The 16849-nt window shown below is 40.3% G+C and carries 13 protein-coding genes and 1 pseudogene; 5 read left to right on the top strand and 9 right to left on the bottom strand.

Translation table 11 applies throughout. From position 1 onward, the window contains the following. Positions 1-143: 143 nt before the first annotated feature. Positions 144-2150, bottom strand: coding sequence for a transketolase (tkt, locus tag ACFIKY_RS05430; RefSeq protein ID WP_375635515.1), 2007 nt, complete (start codon positions 2148-2150; stop codon positions 144-146). A gap of 334 nt (positions 2151-2484) precedes the next feature. Between tkt and ACFIKY_RS05435 the strand changes: the two genes are divergently transcribed. Both ACFIKY_RS05435 and ACFIKY_RS05440 read left to right on the top strand, forming a co-directional pair. Continuing rightward, complete coding sequence (locus ACFIKY_RS05435; protein WP_005774573.1) at positions 2485-2760, top strand: DUF4164 domain-containing protein; 276 nt, start codon at positions 2485-2487, stop codon at positions 2758-2760. A gap of 12 nt (positions 2761-2772) precedes the next feature. Next, positions 2773-3150, top strand: a complete 378-nt coding sequence (locus ACFIKY_RS05440; protein ID WP_375635514.1) for a cell division protein ZapA — start codon at positions 2773-2775, stop codon at positions 3148-3150. Between the two features lie 635 nt (positions 3151-3785). Here ACFIKY_RS05440 and ACFIKY_RS05445 read toward each other — a convergent pair. From ACFIKY_RS05445 to ACFIKY_RS05455, 3 genes are all read right to left on the bottom strand, one after another. Further along, complete coding sequence (locus tag ACFIKY_RS05445; RefSeq protein ID WP_375661518.1) at positions 3786-3977, bottom strand: hypothetical protein; 192 nt, start codon at positions 3975-3977, stop codon at positions 3786-3788. 663 nt (positions 3978-4640) lie between these two features. After that, positions 4641-6077 carry a pyruvate kinase gene (gene pyk / locus ACFIKY_RS05450; protein WP_375661519.1) on the bottom strand — a complete coding sequence of 479 codons (1437 nt, stop codon included), beginning with the start codon at positions 6075-6077 and terminating at the stop codon, positions 4641-4643. Further along, a complete protein-coding gene (locus ACFIKY_RS05455; protein WP_375661520.1) occupies positions 6074-6562 on the bottom strand; it encodes a DUF1036 domain-containing protein in 489 nt (162 codons plus the stop codon). Before ACFIKY_RS05455 ends, pyk begins: the two co-directional genes overlap by 4 nt. A 263-nt stretch (positions 6563-6825) precedes the next feature. On the opposite strand from ACFIKY_RS05455, the gene ACFIKY_RS05460 reads away from it, so the two are divergent. Next, a complete protein-coding gene (locus ACFIKY_RS05460) occupies positions 6826-7086 on the top strand; it encodes a DUF2312 domain-containing protein (protein WP_005774567.1) in 261 nt (86 codons plus the stop codon). A 534-nt stretch (positions 7087-7620) separates the two neighbouring features. Here ACFIKY_RS05460 and rimJ read toward each other — a convergent pair. From rimJ to ACFIKY_RS05480, 4 genes and pseudogenes are all read right to left on the bottom strand, one after another. Continuing rightward, positions 7621-8185: pseudogene (rimJ, locus tag ACFIKY_RS05465) on the bottom strand (ribosomal protein S5-alanine N-acetyltransferase). A 558-nt stretch (positions 8186-8743) separates the two neighbouring features. Beyond that, positions 8744-10606: an ABC-F family ATP-binding cassette domain-containing protein gene (locus tag ACFIKY_RS05470; protein WP_375661538.1), complete on the bottom strand. Its 1863-nt coding sequence runs from the start codon at positions 10604-10606 to the stop codon at positions 8744-8746. Beyond that, positions 10606-10992: a hypothetical protein gene (locus tag ACFIKY_RS05475; RefSeq protein WP_375661521.1), complete on the bottom strand. Its 387-nt coding sequence runs from the start codon at positions 10990-10992 to the stop codon at positions 10606-10608. The genes ACFIKY_RS05470 and ACFIKY_RS05475 overlap by 1 nt, the downstream gene beginning before the upstream one ends. A gap of 103 nt (positions 10993-11095) precedes the next feature. Next, positions 11096-11731 carry a thiamine diphosphokinase gene (locus tag ACFIKY_RS05480; RefSeq protein WP_375635511.1) on the bottom strand — a complete coding sequence of 212 codons (636 nt, stop codon included), beginning with the start codon at positions 11729-11731 and terminating at the stop codon, positions 11096-11098. A gap of 147 nt (positions 11732-11878) precedes the next feature. Here ACFIKY_RS05480 and ACFIKY_RS05485 point away from each other — a divergent pair, with 147 nt between their 5' ends. Beyond that, positions 11879-13456: a M48 family metalloprotease gene (locus ACFIKY_RS05485; RefSeq protein ID WP_375661522.1), complete on the top strand. Its 1578-nt coding sequence runs from the start codon at positions 11879-11881 to the stop codon at positions 13454-13456. Positions 13457-13772: 316 nt separating this feature from the next. Here the strand turns inward: ACFIKY_RS05485 and ACFIKY_RS05490 are convergent, their stop codons facing one another. Further along, entirely contained in the window at positions 13773-14684 is a 912-nt protein-coding gene (locus ACFIKY_RS05490) for an RNA polymerase factor sigma-32 (RefSeq protein ID WP_015856975.1), read from the bottom strand. Positions 14685-15265: 581 nt separating this feature from the next. On the opposite strand from ACFIKY_RS05490, the gene ACFIKY_RS05495 reads away from it, so the two are divergent. Further along, the gene (locus ACFIKY_RS05495; protein WP_375661523.1) at positions 15266-16846 is read left to right on the top strand and encodes a hypothetical protein; all 1581 of its coding nucleotides are present in this window, start codon (positions 15266-15268) and stop codon (positions 16844-16846) included. The last annotated feature ends 3 nt before the right edge of the window (positions 16847-16849 follow it).

Consider the following 16849-nt stretch of genomic DNA (forward strand, 5'->3'; position numbering starts at 1 on the left):
TTCACCAATCCCAAATCATTAATTCCCACAATGTCAATATCTTGATCACTCACTCACTTATCCACAATAATGCACAAGATCATCCAGAACACTGCACAGAATATGATGCCCTAAAACCACCCCATTCATGACAACACAAGCTGTCATTTTGTCTTTTCCTCTTTGATCTTTCCAAGCTCTTTTTCAACAGTGGCGACCACATTCTCACAAGTAATACCGAAATGCGCATAAAGGGCATCAATTGTTCCACTTGCCCCAAAGCCCTCCATACCAATAAACACACCATCACAGCCAATAAAACGGTCCCATCCTTGGGCGACAGCAGCTTCAATGGCAATTTTAATCGGCGCATCTCCAATGAGAGCACGCTGATAGGAGAGAGATTGTTGAGAAAAGAGTTCAAAACAAGGCACAGAAACCACACGCGTTGGAATGCCTTTTTCTTCTAACACCGCATGTGCCTCCACCGCAATTTGCAATTCTGAACCAGAAGCAAACAGCGTCACTTGTGCATCATCGCTAGCTGTTAGGAATTCATAAGCACCGAGCATACAGAGATTTTCTTCTTCATACTCTTGACGCAAAAGCGGTAGATTTTGTCGACTCAAAGCCAAGGTAGAAGGCGTTTTGCGTGCTTTCAAAGCCAATTGCCAACACTCAACTGTCTCCATAGCATCAGCAGGGCGGAACACAAGATGATTAGGCATTGCGCGCAGGCAAGCCAAATGCTCCACGGGTTGATGGGTAGGACCATCCTCACCAAGACCAATGGAATCATGAGTCATGACATAAATCACCCGCAATCCCATCAAAGAAGAGAGCCGCATAGCGGGACGCATATAGTCAGAAAAGCATAAAAAGGTTCCCCCATAAGGAATAAAGCCGCCATAAAGGGCAAGACCATTCATCACGGCTCCCATTGCATGTTCGCGAATTCCATAATGCAGATAGCGCCCTGAAAAATCTTCAGCAGAGATACTTTTCATCTGGCTGCTTTTTGTATTATTAGATCCGGTTAGATCAGCCGAACCACCAATGGTCTCAACAACGACTTCATTGATCACTTCAAGAGCCATTTCCGAGGCTTTACGCGTAGCAACAACGGGGCGCTCTTCAACCAGTTTTTGTTTATAAGTATCAATAGCGCCATCAAATCCACCCACGAGATCGCCTCGCATCAATCTTTCGAACTCCACACGCTCTGAGACAGGAAGATCAGCAAATTTTGCTTCCCACTTTTGACGTTTTTTAGCAGCATTGAGACTAGCCAAGCGCCAACTATCGAGAATATCGGCTGGAATAACGAAAGGCTCAGCCTCCCACCCTAAAGCGATACGGGTTTCAGTGATTTCTCGTGCGCCCAAAGGAGCTCCATGAACTTTATTGGTACCCGCTTTATTTGGCGCTCCAAAACCAATTGTTGTTTTACAAGCAATCAAAGTTGGTTTATCGGAATTTTGTGCCGCCTCAATAGCCCGCGCAATTGCTGCTTGATCATGCCCATTGACTTTATGGGTCTCCCAACCAGAAGCTTTAAAACGCGCAATCTGATCAGTACTATCAGCAAGTGAAATCTCTCCATCGATGGAAATATTATTATCGTCCCACAACACAATCAACTTATTGAGTTTCAAATGGCCAGCAAGGGAAATCGCTTCTTGAGATATCCCTTCCATAAGGCATCCATCACCCACCAACGCGTAAGTGTAATGATTGATGAGATCACCAAAACGGGCATTTTGCAAACGCTCACCAATCGCCATTCCCACAGCATTTGCCAACCCTTGTCCAAGTGGCCCAGTGGTTGTTTCGATTCCTGCAATATGCCCATATTCTGGATGCCCAGCAAGTTTAGACCCTATCTGGCGAAAATTTTTGAGATCCTCAAGAGAGAGATCTTCATAACCAGAAAGATACAAGAGAGCATAAAGCAACATAGACCCATGCCCCGCCGATAACACAAAACGATCACGGTTAGGCCAGCGAGGATTTTTAGGATCATGAGCAAGGAATTGTGTATAAAGGACCGTAGCAATATCGGCTGCCCCCATTGGCAAGCCCGGATGACCAGAATTTGCTTTTTCAATCGCATCAATAGCAAGAAAACGGATAGCATTGGCCATCTGATTCTGTTGGTGGGTATTTGTCATGAATAATCGACCATTTCGTTAAATACGTTATTCTGTTGCTTTTTCCGTATTCTCTTAAAATTCTCAAAGAATACTATTTTTTAACCATTAGCGTGAAACTTTTTGCCACCACTTCAATAACATTAACAACATTCCCCTCACGCGTCCTGTATATCCATGTCATTTATGTCAATACGCGCAAAAAATCCAGCTTTTAATTTATATCTATCCCCTGCTTTGCTTGCTAAAATATCCTACATACTTAAAAATAAAATGCACACAATACAAAATTGAAAGTGATTCGTTTTTGCATAACACATTGATAAAGGATACAATTACCCAAAGGATAAAAGCAATGAACCAAGAAACGACGGTTCTACAAGATGCTCTAGAGCACCTAGAAAAAGCACTTAGAACTTTAGAGATCACCATAATAAACCGCAATGCCGTTATTGATAAAAATAACGAATGGGAAGAAGAAATTCAACGAATGAATGCTGACCGCAGCCATCTTGCTCAAGCGCTTGACAAAGCTGAAGCCCAAATTGAACGCTTAGAGTCCGTAAACAAAGAAGTTTCCAAACGTCTTATTAAAGCAATGGAAACAATTCGTGTTGTCATTGATAGATAAAGGTTTGAATGTATGGAAACTGTTTCCGTTACCATTGATGGTAAAATTTATCGCATGGCTTGTGATAAAGGACAAGAACGTCGTCTTATCGCGCTTGCTGCTCAATTGGATCAATATATCACACATTTAAAGAACAATTTTGGTGAAATTGGCGACCATCGTTTATCGGTTATGGCTGGCATAATGATTATCGATGAAATGGAAGAAATAAAACGAGAAAATAAAAAACTACAAGAAGACTACAATGCTCTTTTACGACTCCACAACGAAAGAGACCGCACCATGGGGAAAATTATGCGTGACACCACACAACGCATTGAAAATCTCACCAACCAATTGCTCAAAGATGATCAAAACAGCACAAACTTTCAAGAACAGGAAGATTTCTAAAAGTACATCAGCGCGTAACAAACCAGTGATTTTACTTGTCCGCTACACCTCACAGGATAAAAACTCTTAAACCCACACCAGTCTGTAAATGGTCCAGTTTTTTATAGAGAGGATTCCAGCTACTCACCACTTATGGGATAAACTTAAAACTCAACAAGAAAAACTCGGCCCTGAATATTTCACCCCTGCACAAACACTTCTTATATCAAAGAGGAAACCTTATATCACCACCCTTCAAATGAGATGTCTTTTAACAGCACAACAAGATAAAAAACCAACATCATTGTAAAAAAATCATATAAATGACAACAGAAATAAATAAATAAAGCATCCTTCGAGAAAAAGAACTATATTCATGTTCCCTATGAATGCATACCAAAAGTCCTTACCCCTAGATAATATCAAGCAGATTTAAGATATATTTAAAAAATAACCTTATCTATTATACCGTAAAACACCGCCATTTGATAATATAAGCACTATGGAGTCTTTGCACCTAGAATGTCCATCAGATGAAACCCTCCTAAGAAGAACCGTATCATTTATAAACCAGCGTGAACTTTAGTATTTTCATCCTTTAGAGCAAGAAGAAAGCCAAACCCGAAGATTATGTTAATCTGCGACAACTTCAAACATCATAAACTACAATAATAGCTCTTGAAAACATTCTCTACCAACATCTTTATCCTTATAACAAACAATCCATCCATATCTCTCTCCCCAGTCCTCAAAATCTCCACGCTTAATAAAAGAAAGAGCAAACCAGCACCATCATAACCAGCCTCCAATATTGCAACAGCCCCCCCTTGGCTCTTAAAACGATTCATACGAGGGGACGCCTTTCTTGTACAGTTTTTCCCCACAAGACCCCCCGCTTGTGACGTGCAAGCAAATAGTTATGATTGACAAAACATGCACAAATTTAAAATAAAACAATCTTGCGGTATTCGGGATTTTGATAGAATATAAAGAACGCTATATTATCATTATAAATCAATATGTTGCAAATGCGCCAACAAAGTATATTTTTAAAACACATTCACCCAACACTTTTTTTCATGACATACCAGCATGACTTTTTAGGCACATAATTCTAATTTTATTCAATTCTGTTTGCAAAAGTTTAAAATGAGAAAAGTTTCAAGGTTCTCATTCAACAAGCAAAAGAATGAACTCTCATTACCAATGAACATCTTGCTCATATAAACATCAATAAAGCAATCCCAATATGCCTCAATGAAATAAAAGGGAGTCTCCCATTAAATGCCCTACCGTAAAAGCAGCTTCTTCAGAACTAAAACAAAATCAACAGACAACATTCACCGCATCTGCTCCCATCCCCAAACCTTATAACCTAAAGCAACACCTTGCTATCTTTACAATGGGAGATAAAAGAATAATAAGTCTATGGAAGCATTCACAAAAAGCGCACACGCGTTGTGTTTAAAGCCTGTTCAAAGGCGCATGAAAAAACACCATGCGTAAACGGCTCAAATCCCTTTCGTTCCATCTTGAGAGACAGAAGCAATACGCAAGAGATTTGTCGCTCCAGGCGTTCCAAGGGGAACACCAGCTGTCACAAGAAAGCGATCTCCCCCTTTGCAAAAACCTTCCTGAAATGCAATGGCTGCTGCACGATCAACCATATCCTCTAAATTCCGTGCATCTTGCGCAACCACACAATGAAGCCCCCAAACTAAAGCTAAACGCCGTGCTGTCTCCACAATAGGAGATAAAGCAATAATCGGTCTATTGGGACGTTCACGAGAGGCGCGCACCCCCGTTGTTCCTGAAGCCGTATAGGCAACAATAGCTGATAGCGCAAGTGTTTCAGCAATCTGACGCGCAGCAAGAGAAATCGCATCTGTTCCTGTTGATTCTGGTGCTGGATGTTGTGCCCCAACCTGAGCGGCATAAGTGTGATCTTGTTCGATTTGCCGCGCGATTCGATCCATCATAAGAACGGCTTCTTCAGGATAACGACCAGAAGCAGATTCAGCAGACAACATCACCGCATCTGTTCCTGCATAAACTGCTGTAGCAACATCCGACACTTCTGCGCGTGTCGGAACAGGAGATGTAATCATTGATTCGAGCATTTGTGTTGCCACCACAACAGGCTTTCCTGCTAAACGACAAGCTTTTATGAGCTCCATCTGAAGTGCAGGAACCCTTTCCAAAGGCATTTCCACTCCAAGATCACCCCGTGCAATCATAATACCATCGGATACATCAATAATTTTCTCTATATGCTCCAAGGCTTGAGGCTTTTCGATTTTAGCCATCAAAGACACCTTGCTTTTCGTCAATCGACGCACCGCTATAATATCTTCTGGACGTTGAATAAAAGAAAGAGCAACCCAATCAACAGGCTGCTGTAAAAGAGCCTGAAGATCCTCTTTATCTTTTGACGTCATCGAATCAAAAGGCAAAATTGTATCGGGAAAACTGACACCCTTTCGATCAGAAATACGGGTTCCAGAAACCACGCGACACTGTACAGAATGACCATCACAAACTTGCGCACGCAGTTCCAGTTTTCCGTCATCAATCAACAACCGATCCCCTGGTTTAACAGCCGAAAATACATCCTCATGAGGGAAAAAAACACGCTGTGCATCACCTGACACATCGCGATTATCTAACGTAAAGCTTTGCCCAACACGCAAATCTTCTTGACCCTTAGTAAAACGACCCACACGCAGTTTTGGCCCTTGAAGATCGACTAAAATACCAATGGGTCGCCGAACTGTTTTTTCAACTTCTCGTATAGACTTGACCAAATCAACCATCATATCACGGTCAGTATGGCTCATATTAAGACGAAAAACGTCTGCTCCTGCCCTAAAAAGCTTCTCAATTATTTCACTGGAAAAAGAAGAAGGACCAAGAGTCGCTATAATTTTCACTTTACGTGCACGTTTCACGGCGGAGCATTTCCTGAAAGAGAAGGGACAACAGAATTGTTTAACAAAGACTCATCCGTCAACTGTACCATCCAACTGGTTTGATTTCCGGTATCGATTTCTTTAAATTCAGCCTTTTGATATCCTCGAGGGAAACAATCATGAACCCCTTGAATGGTAAATTGGCTATCTTGCACACACATGGTTACAGAGCCTGCCCAGTTCCCTTTTTTTTGTGCCCCTTCCGCATAAAAATAATAAAACCGTGAAGCAAGTGGCCCCTCAATTAAGGTTTTACACTCCGTCACGGGTACCGTCCACCAGCCTTCGCTCACCCACCCTGAAAATGTACGATATCCAAGAGCAACCCCTACAGACTGTTGGGTTGTATTACAAACCCTAAAGTCAGCTTTTGCAAAAACAACAAGGGGAAACAAGAACAAAATGCTCAAGAGAAAAACCTTTAATCCTTTTTGAAACACCCAATATCGTTTTTTTAAAATCACAAAACTTCCTCTATGATGTCAAATTCTCAAAACAAATTACACACTTCTTTTTCAAAAGCTTTTCAAGTCTAAAACGTATATTTTTATATTTTTCTTTTTATAGCCCTTTTATCAATGCATATATCTTAAAAATTTTACAAAATATTTAAAGTCAATTTGTAAAAAAACAGTGTAGCTTGATTTACTTTTTGTTTTTCAAGCTTTTTCAACATAAATTCGTCGTCGAAAAACAACTTAAAATATATAACTTGGAGAAAAATACAATGAACGATACAGTAACCGATCAAACACACGCTATATCCGTAAACCAATTACGCTCTTTTATCGAACGTATTGAACGACTAGAAGAAGAGAAAAAAACCATTTCTGATGATATTAAAGACGTTTACACTGAACTTAAAGGCTCTGGTTTTGATAGTAAAGCTGTTCGAAGCATTATACGGTTGCGTAAAAAAGAAGAGCATGAACGAATGGAAGAAGAAGCAATCATTGAGCTTTATAAAAATGCGCTTGGTATGAATTAAAATCATTGATACCATTGGAAATTTTCTTAAGAAAAGAAAATGCAAAAAAAAATGAATGTATAAAAATTTCACCCAACAATAAGCAGTTTGTGTAACTTGTAACGAGACTATCGGTCACAGAATACACAATATTGCAACAGCCCTCACATTAAAAGGATTTATACAGAGCATTTTTATCCTTGTCCTCCAATCATTTTTATCCACACAAACCCTCACTTGTACGCCAATCCAGTTTGTGATGTGCAAGAGAGGTGATTTTTATGATTAAACATCTATAGATTTGAAATGAGAAAGTCTTACGATATTGAGGACTCTCTTCCTTCAAATTGAAAAAATGAATGATGATGATAAATCAATTCATTATCTACGAAAAGAAACATATAAAGTGGTTAGCAGTTGAAATCCGCTAAATGAGAGTCTGAACTGTTTACAAAAGAAGAGGTGGTTAAGGATCTTCGTCTTTTAGGATAGGCAGAAATTCGGCATATTTACACATTTGATAAAAAGCCCCTTGATAGAACTTTTAACAAAACTTTATTCGAATCTATTAACGGGCTCATACAGATCATTGATTCGAGAGGTTAGAATGTGGTCTCTCCATTTTCCAGAAATCATCAAATAGTCTTTGGCATAGCCTTCTTTTTCAAAATGAAGGCTCTTTAATAAACGTTCGCTTTTTATGTTCTCAGGTATATAATTTGCCATCACTCTATGCAGATGATAAACATGAAAGATATGCCGTATTAGAGCCGATAAACTCTCAAACATGAGACCTTTGCCTTGTTGTTTTTCATCAAGAGAAAAACCAAGATGACAAGCTTGAAAAACACCCCGAACCACATTTGTAAAATTCACAACACCAATGACTGTTTTTTCATTTTTTAATCGTACGGCATATCGGTATGCTTGTCTTTGTGCACTTTCACAAGCAAATGCATTAGCTCGTGTTTCCCAAGCTGTTAGGCTGTGGTAACCATCAGATCTAACAGGTTCAAAAGGACGCAGATGATTCGCATTACGGAGGTAATAAGGAAGACAGTTCAGCTGCATCTTCTAAACCGATCAATGTGGAAATTGTTCGCTTTGTTTTAATTGCCATCATTTTCTCCTCCTCGAAATGTTACAATAACACGTTGGTTTATCCTAACAAATCATCATTTTTAAACTTAAATCATAACGTCGAATACAGTAAGCTTTCCCCATCACAACACTTCTCACGTTAGAATCAATGAAGATCATTTGCTTTTCCGTCAGAAGCGGGGTTGGTGCATTTAGGATATAAGGTAAAGATAAGGGAATGTTTCTTATGAATGCTCTCAAATTCCAAGGGGGCTGTAGCAACATTGGGGACTGGCAAAGTATGCAATGGAACTAGCGTACTTCCATATACGAAATTTTGAAAAAACTCACGGCAAAGATAGTTTTGTTTCTTTGCCTTGTAAACTCAGAGCATGCTTGTTTTGCGCTATCATATCACTGCACCCGCATACAAATCCCAATGACCATCACCTTGAAATGCTATATGTTACAGTGCGATCTAAAAAGTTTCTGCCATGACTCATCAACAACACTGTTCTCGCAAAATCAGCCATAAGATCTTGTAACAAATCCAAGAAAACGTGATAATGAATACAAATCTCTTAAAATGTTTTAGACATTACCGTGAACACGCTTCCATTTCTTCGCGTAAAATTTCAAGTTCTAACCATTCTTCTTCTTTTTGTGTGCAAGTATTTTTCTTTTTTTCCAACGCTGTTGATAAACGCTCAAAACGCTCTTTATCACTGCGATAAAGAGCTGGATCAGAGAGCTCTTGTTCAATTTTTTTGATTTCATTTTGCAAAACAGCAATTTCTTCAGGCAATCTTTCCAATGCATAAACCTGCTTATAAGACAATTTACCTCGTGTTTTTTTCTCCCGCACTATCAAGCTATGATCTGTTGATGAGTCCTGCTTTGAAAGCTCTCCCACATGAGATTTTGAAGGTGCTTTACGCTGCGATAATTCTGTTTTTTTTCGTTGTAAACTCAGAGCATGCTGGTTTTGCGCCATCATATCACTATAGCCGCCCGCATACAAAACCCAATGACCATCACCTTGAGGTGCCAACATATGCGTTACAGTACGATCTAAAAAGTCTCTGTCATGGCTGACCAACAATACTGTTCCCGCAAAATCAGCAATAAATTCTTGCAACAAATCCAAAGTTTCCATATCCAAATCATTGGTCGGCTCATCAAGTATCAAAAAGTTTGCAGGACGTGAAAGAAGTCGTGCAAGCATGAGGCGTGCTCTTTCTCCCCCCGAAAATTCTTTAAGGGGAGTGCGTGCTTGTTCAGGCAAAAATAAAAAGTCTTTCATATAAGAAACTACATGCCGCTCCAGCCCATTGATCACAAGAGTATCACCTCTTCCTCCCGTTAAATAATGCGCTAAAGTCTCTTCTTCATTTAAAATACGTTGCTGATCAAGCAATGCCATAGAAAGGTTATAGCCATGCCTCACTGTTCCACTATCCACGGCTTCTTGCCCAATTAATGCAGAAAGGAGCGTTGTCTTTCCGATACCATTGGGTCCTACCAACCCGATTCGATCACCACGCTGAATACGCAAAGAAAAATCTTTCACGATAATGCGATCACCATAGGATTTTGAAATTTTCTTTGCTTCAAGAACCAATTGCCCAGACTCATGACTTTTCGCTGCTGTCAAAAGTGCATTTCCAGGCTGCCCTTTATAGGTTTGATGACGCTGTCTTAAGTTTTTTAATTCGCCTAAACGCCGTACGTTACGCTTACGCCGTGCACTCACGCCATAACGCAACCATTGTTCTTCACGGGCAATTTGGCGCCCCAATTTATGCTGCTCAATGGCTTCTTCTTGCAACGCCTTATCACGCCAACTTTCAAATTCTGAAAAACGCTTTTCCAGTCTTTTGGTTGTGCCACGATCAAGCCATACCGTTGACCGCGTAACATTTTCTAAAAATCGCCGATCATGGGAAATCACCACAATCGCTGAACGCAAAGACGATAAAACAGCTTCCAGCCATTCAATGGTTGGTAAATCGAGATGATTGGTTGGTTCATCTAAGAACAAAATATCGGGTTTTGCAGCAATGGCCTGTAACAATGAAACACGCCGCTTTTCGCCTCCCGAAAGCGTTTCCAATTTTTCCGCCCCCGAAAACCCTAAATTTGTGCGAAGCGTATTGATCCACTGAACATCAGATATATCGTCCAGCCCCGCTTCCATATAAGCGTTAATATCTTCAAATCCTGAACAATCCGGATTTTGTGAGACATAACGGAGCGTCACTCGCGGGTGGCGAAAAATTTCGCCACCATGAGGCTCTAATATTCCTGCGGCAATTTTTAATAGGGTTGATTTTCCACAACCATTACGACCAACCAGCGCGATACGCGCCCCCTGCTCAACCGATAAACAAGCTTGATTGAGCAAAGGCGTTTTTCCAAAATTTAAGAAAATGCGGTCAAGCCGCAGGAGCGGCGCCGCCATTAACGAACGCGGTGCGGACAAGGTGCTTTATACATCACCCCTCTTGCATCACGGTAAGCACACAATTGCCGTACAGGGACTCTTTGTGCACAAGGTGCTTGGTAAACATGCCCTCTACGACCACGATACGTGCACAATTGTGATACCTGTCTTTGTTGTTTTCTTTGATTTGCAGCCGCACCTGTTACTGTTCCAGCCAAAGCACCAAATGCTGCACCGGTAAGTGCTGCTCCAGGAGTACTTCCAGCAATAGCAGTTCCAGCCAAAGCACCAATTGCTGCTCCTCCTACGCCGTAACGTGCAACGCGTTCATCGTTTGTGGTACAAGCGACTGAACTGAAACCAATGGCTGAAACAACAGCCACTTTAAAAATTGATTTTAACATATCAAAACCTTTCCTTCTCAAGATCAATACATAATATATCGTTTATGTCGGCACTTAATCACTAGGCCCCCCCCTGCCTTATTCAAAATATATTGGAAGAGCTTTATGGAATAGGCACAGACGCTAACAATATAGCTTTTCCAGAACCTAAATGGCAAGAAAAGGTTCCCAAAATACGGTTAGAAAGTGTTAAAGAAGAGCCAAATGACACATTTTTGTCACAAATTGGCCATTTTACCCCTGCAAGAGTTAAGCCTTTTAAATCAGAAAAACCGATAATACTAAACAAACATCCCTTAGGCAAATCATACGAACAAGGTCTTGGCAAAACCGGCCAGCCTTCTTCCAAACCGCTTGTCAACAACACTGAAATGCCCCTTTCAGCCATCACCAATGCTTGCGTCATATGAGAAAGGCTATGATCACTTCTTTCACCTCCCAAAGCACCGCACAAAATAAGCTTTTTAGCACCATTTTGCAGCGCTCTTTCGCAAGCTAGAGCACTATCTGTCATATCTTTATCAGAGGGAAAAATCTCACGCGGAACATGACTATATTCGCGTATTAAATTCTCATCCGATGAATCAAAATCGCCTAACCACAACTCAGGCAACACATTAAGCGCTGCCGCATGACGCATACCACCATCAGCAGCAATCACCCGACTGTTTTGAATTTGATTAAGCAAGCGATCAGTGATACAAACATCTCCATTTAACAATATCGTAAATGTTGTCATGCCATACTTTGCCTTTCACAAAATTTCCTTTATAGCGCACCCTTTTATCAGTGAGAGTCATTTTTTATAAACAAAAAGCGTGATATAGCCAAACGAATCCTTATCCCTGATGACTCTCTTGAAGAAACATACGATACAAAGATACAAATGCAATTTGCCAAATTACTCCGCAGAAACAATGTGCACCATGATCCAACGCACTCCATTTTTCAACGCAAGTTTCTTTTTCGCTCACGCCTGTATAAAGCAACTTTCATAAGTTTAACGTTTCTCCTTTCGGCTTGTCATACGCCCCTCTCTCAAAATGATAGGCTTTCTTCCACTTCTTCTAAAACGATCAAACGTACCAACAATCACAATATCTATGTCACATTAAGCGCTCTGCAACACCCACGTATTTTGCAAATGTATGGCGGCGCTTATTATGATGCAAAACTTGAACACCTTTTAGCAAAGATTGTCCGTAAACTGACAGTTGCATCCCATAGTTCTCATCAAAGCTATTCTGTAACCATTTTAAACTCAGAAAGTATTAACGCATTTGCGCTCCCCAATGGCGCGATCTACATCACTCGTGGTATGCTGGCATTAGCCAATGATTCTTCAGAAGTTGCAGCCATTTTAGCCCATGAGATAGCACATATTAGAGCCAATCATGGCATTTTACGCCTGCAAAAAGAAGCCCAATTAAAGATGGCAAATCACGTATCTTCACATCTTCTTTCTTCTATTGGCAAAAAACTTCATAACCCTACGCAAAACAAGCAACAACTCGCGCAATTTTCCCGCAATCAAGAGCTAGAAGCTGATTCCCTTGCACTTGAAATGCTCCAACAAGCAGGATATGATCCATTTGCTTCACCACGCTTTCTTCAAACAATGGAAGCCTATAGTGCTTTGCGTAATATCTCCGGCACCCAAAATGCCTCTCTAGATTTTCTAGCCTCTCACCCAACCACCCCTCAACGCATTCGGCTTGCGATAGAAAAAGCGCGTAAAATAAGTAAAGGGAATAGTAAAACAACCGATCGCGATTCTTTTCTCAAAAGCATTGATGGCATGATTTTTGGAGGAGGATTTTATACAGGTTTTGTACGAGGCAACCAATTTATTCACCCACAGTTGCGCATAGCTTTCTCTGTTCCAAACAATTTTACAATAGAACATTCAGCACACACTGTTTGGGCCAGTGGACCAGATAAAATTGCGATTCGTTTTGATGCTATTCCGCATCCTGCTGGAATATCTGCGAGTGATTATTTGAAAAGCGGCTGGATTATCGGGCTAGACCAATCATCTATCCGCCCCATCACAATTCAGGGACTCCCCCATCAAGAATTTACGCGTCAAGGATTCCAAAGCCAAAGTTTACTTGGAGCACGAGCCCATGCTACCAATGAGCAATGGCAATTTGATGTAGTTGTCATTCCATTCAACAACCACATCTTTCGTTTTCTGACAGCCGCCCCACATAATTCTCAAAATTTTGTAGAGGTTGCCCAAAAAACGCTACAAAGCTTTCATTCTCTTTCATCTTCACAATTAAAAAAACTGAAGCCCCTAAAAATCCGTGTTGTCCGCGTTAAACAAGGAGAAAACGTTGCAAACCTAGCCAATAAAATGCAACACACACCAGATAAAGAAAAACTCTTTCGCATCCTCAACGCCCTCTCACCAACACAAACTTTATCCGCAGGTACAAAAGTGAAAATCATTACAGAATAAGCCTTTTTTCTCATCTGCTACAGTTTTGATTCTTTTCTATCTGTATGACTCCCTCCCCCTTAAAGCATATTCACAAATGAAGAGGGACATTTCAAAAACCAATTTCATCATACCTTCATACGACTCCGTTTGATACATACTTCCTCGAACTAATATCACCCCCAATCTTCCTCTGTTCATCAATAGCACCAAACACATCCCCAAGGAGGCATAACCCTAGACAAATCTGGCAATCCTCTAAATCCAACTTCATCATACTCTCATATACCCCCTACTTATACGTTCTCTCTCTTCCTCCCACAAAGCCTTTCACTGCTTATATATCGTAAGCATCTTCTGAATGAACCGTAAGAAGAGCAGAACGCAATTTCTGCAAAGCCCGAGCTTCAATTTGACGCACGCGTTCTTTTGATATTCCTAACTTTTCACCCAAAACTTCGAGAGTTGCACCCTCTTCATTTAAGCGACGAAAGCGAATAATTTCCAACTCCCGTTCATTGAGAATTTGTAACGCGTCGTAAAGCCATTGTGTACGCCGTTGACCATCAATTACTTGCTCAATTAAAGCATCAGGAAGAGGACTATCATCCACCAAAACATCCATCTTAGCAATGGGATTATCACTGTTCTCAGAAACAGAAACACTCAAGGAATTATCAGAACTGGAAAAACGAAAATCCATCGTTTCAACATCGCGCACGGAAACGCCAAGCTTTTCAGCGATTGTGCGAAAAATATCCTGTTTTGACAAAGCACTATCATCTTGTATCAGCTTTGCACGCAAACGCCGAAGATTAAAGAAAAGTGCTTTTTGCGAAGAACTAGTTCCCCCTCGAACGATTGACCAATTTCGCAAAATATAATCTTGAATAGAAGCGCGTATCCACCACGTTGCATACGTTGAAAAACGCACTTCCCGATCAGGTTCAAAACGTGCAGCTGCTTCCAATAGTCCCACATACCCTTCTTGTACCAAATCCCCCAATGGCATTTTGAAACGTTTAAAGCGGTTAGCAATAGCAATCACTAAACGCATATGAGCTGCTGCAATTTGATGCATGGCATCATCATCACGTTTGTCTTTCCACCGCAGAGCCAAATCATGCTCTTTTTGTCGTTCAAGATAAGGCGCTTGCATAGCAGAACGCATCATATTACGTCCTAAGCTTTTGTCTGCATCGCTATAATTTTTGCTGCTTTTATAAACAGCATTTGAAAGATTACCCATAATAACCCCTTGCGATTAAAATTATCAAAATTGATTTGGCAACGACATCATTGTTCTTTGCTTAAAAAGAACGCAAAAGTTGTTAACTTCTGTATCCACTACTTTAACGTGTATTTTTATAATCGCAATTGTTTTTTTTTACTGTCATGGTAAAATTTCTTGTCATAAGACACAATTTCACCTGCAAAATGCCTTTACAATATGCCTTTTAGCCTATGAAATATTTGAAAAAACTTTCTCTTCACTTTTCATGACAAAACAGCAAAAAAAATAAAATGATCATGTAAAACAAAAGCTGTTTATTAATAACCGGTTCTGTTTCCTTTTAAATTGAAGAATTTATTTATGCTTTCATCTTTACAATACAACTAATAAGTGTAATTTGCAAATATAAAGCATCCAAACTGAATGAAAACTGAATAAAAAAAAGAATCATCCAAGTTTTAAAGGCGCAAAAAGAAACAGCAAAAAACGACAAGAGTGATTGAAGAAAACGCAACAAACATGTTAAAGAAAAAGAAGCATTATGAAATTGTCGCAAAAAGCTTTTGACCAATTTCGCACTGAGAAAGAAAATGATCATGGATAGCAAGATTGTTCAACAGGATGAAATTCTTCAAGATGATATTCTCATTGAAAAACACGGAAGGGGTAAATTTGAAGGTTTTCGTTTTTATGCCAACAAAAACAGTACCGATCAAATAGCTGAGAAGCAAATTTCAACAGAGAATGAAAATTTGATTCTTGCTTTTTCCAAACGTGCAACACGTTTTTGTGCTTGTGCAAATGGAGATTTTACCCTCGGTTCTGATGGAATTGTGCGCTGGATTGGTCAGCCCGTAGGACAGCTTGTAGCAACAGAAGATTTTTTCAAACCAAAACTGATTGTTTTAGCAGATGAACAACTCACAGGAGAATCTCGCGATAACGTTGTGAAACGATTAGAACGCTTTGTCACCTTTCATTTTGAAACGACTTTAAAACCTCTATTTGATTTGCGTAATGCTGATAATTTAACGGATTCGACAAACAATCTTGCTTTACAACTTTTTAACTCTTTAGGGATTTTACCACGCCGCGAAGTCTTAGACATTGTCAAAGAACTTGCGCAAGAATCACGTGCCGTGCTTCGGCGTCTAGGTGTGCGTTTTGGCGCTTTTCACATCTATGTTGCCGGAATGCTTAAACCTGCTCCGGTTCAAGCCATTACTCTCCTGTGGAATCTTCAAAATGCGGAACAAGATCAAACTGGTTTGGGTGAAATTTTGTCAGCATTATCTGCTGGTCGAACCTCTTTGATTGTTGACCCTACCTATAACCGCCAATTTTATCAATTAGCCGGCTACCGAATCTTAGGACAACGTGCTGTACGGATTGATATTTTAGAACGTCTCGCCAATCTCATCCGCCCCGCACTGCATTGGAAACAAGGAAGTGATCCCAAACCCGATGGCGCCTATGATGGCAAAAGTTTTTTTGTTACACCAGCTATGATGTCCATTCTTGGGGCTAATGGAAACGATATGGAAGAAATCCTCAAAGGACTTGGTTATCAATCGTACAGCATAAGCAATACTGTTTTTGAACAAAATCTCCTTGCACACCAAGCCTCTTCCCCTATCAATGAGACAATGCAAGATGTTCCCGCAGCAGAATGCGTTGGCAGTCAATGGAAAACAATAAGCGATTCAGAAACAACACAAGAAGAAAAAAATACCTCATACCCAAATACTTTATCCTCTGGTATTGAAAAACATCCCCATAAAACCAATCGTTTACCGGCGGCTGAACCTGTTGGGAATTTTGCCAAAACCCCTCTCCCTACAGAAGAAGATAAAGTTATTTTACTATGGCATTATAGACATCAATTTCATCACCACGCGCAAAAAAAACGTGATAAATTAGGAAATAAGTGGCAAAATAAATCGAAGAGCGCTGTAAAAAAAGGGGAACACACAAATGAAAATTCCCCTCAAGAAGCGCTATCACAAACAAAACGCTCTCATAAGTTCCACAAATCCCAAGGCAAACATGCAAATCATAAGCCTTTTCAAAAAGAAAAGCGCCTTAATCCTGATTCACCTTTTGCAAAACTAGCTATACTACGCGATCAACTCACCAATCATAAAAACACGCACACACTTTCCTCTAAAGAGAATTAAAAT

The organism is Bartonella sp. CR127HXZ (assembly GCF_042194555.1).
Taxonomy (GTDB): domain Bacteria; phylum Pseudomonadota; class Alphaproteobacteria; order Rhizobiales; family Rhizobiaceae; genus Bartonella; species Bartonella grahamii.

What these genes read in the sequence shown, in the direction of transcription:
- tkt (WP_375635515.1), bottom strand. Translation starts at nt 2,150, where the DNA reads ATGACAAATACCCACCAACAGAATCAGATGGCCAATGCTATCCGTTTT.
- ACFIKY_RS05435 (WP_005774573.1), top strand. Translation starts at nt 2,485, where the DNA reads ATGAACCAAGAAACGACGGTTCTACAAGATGCTCTAGAGCACCTAGAA.
- ACFIKY_RS05440 (WP_375635514.1), top strand. Translation starts at nt 2,773, where the DNA reads ATGGAAACTGTTTCCGTTACCATTGATGGTAAAATTTATCGCATGGCT.
- ACFIKY_RS05445 (WP_375661518.1), bottom strand. Translation starts at nt 3,977, where the DNA reads ATGAATCGTTTTAAGAGCCAAGGGGGGGCTGTTGCAATATTGGAGGCT.
- ACFIKY_RS05460 (WP_005774567.1), top strand. Translation starts at nt 6,826, where the DNA reads ATGAACGATACAGTAACCGATCAAACACACGCTATATCCGTAAACCAA.
- ACFIKY_RS05470 (WP_375661538.1), bottom strand. Translation starts at nt 10,606, where the DNA reads ATGGCGGCGCCGCTCCTGCGGCTTGACCGCATTTTCTTAAATTTTGGA.
- ACFIKY_RS05475 (WP_375661521.1), bottom strand. Translation starts at nt 10,992, where the DNA reads ATGTTAAAATCAATTTTTAAAGTGGCTGTTGTTTCAGCCATTGGTTTC.
- ACFIKY_RS05480 (WP_375635511.1), bottom strand. Translation starts at nt 11,731, where the DNA reads ATGACAACATTTACGATATTGTTAAATGGAGATGTTTGTATCACTGAT.
- ACFIKY_RS05485 (WP_375661522.1), top strand. Translation starts at nt 11,879, where the DNA reads ATGCAATTTGCCAAATTACTCCGCAGAAACAATGTGCACCATGATCCA.
- ACFIKY_RS05490 (WP_015856975.1), bottom strand. Translation starts at nt 14,684, where the DNA reads ATGGGTAATCTTTCAAATGCTGTTTATAAAAGCAGCAAAAATTATAGC.
- ACFIKY_RS05495 (WP_375661523.1), top strand. Translation starts at nt 15,266, where the DNA reads ATGGATAGCAAGATTGTTCAACAGGATGAAATTCTTCAAGATGATATT.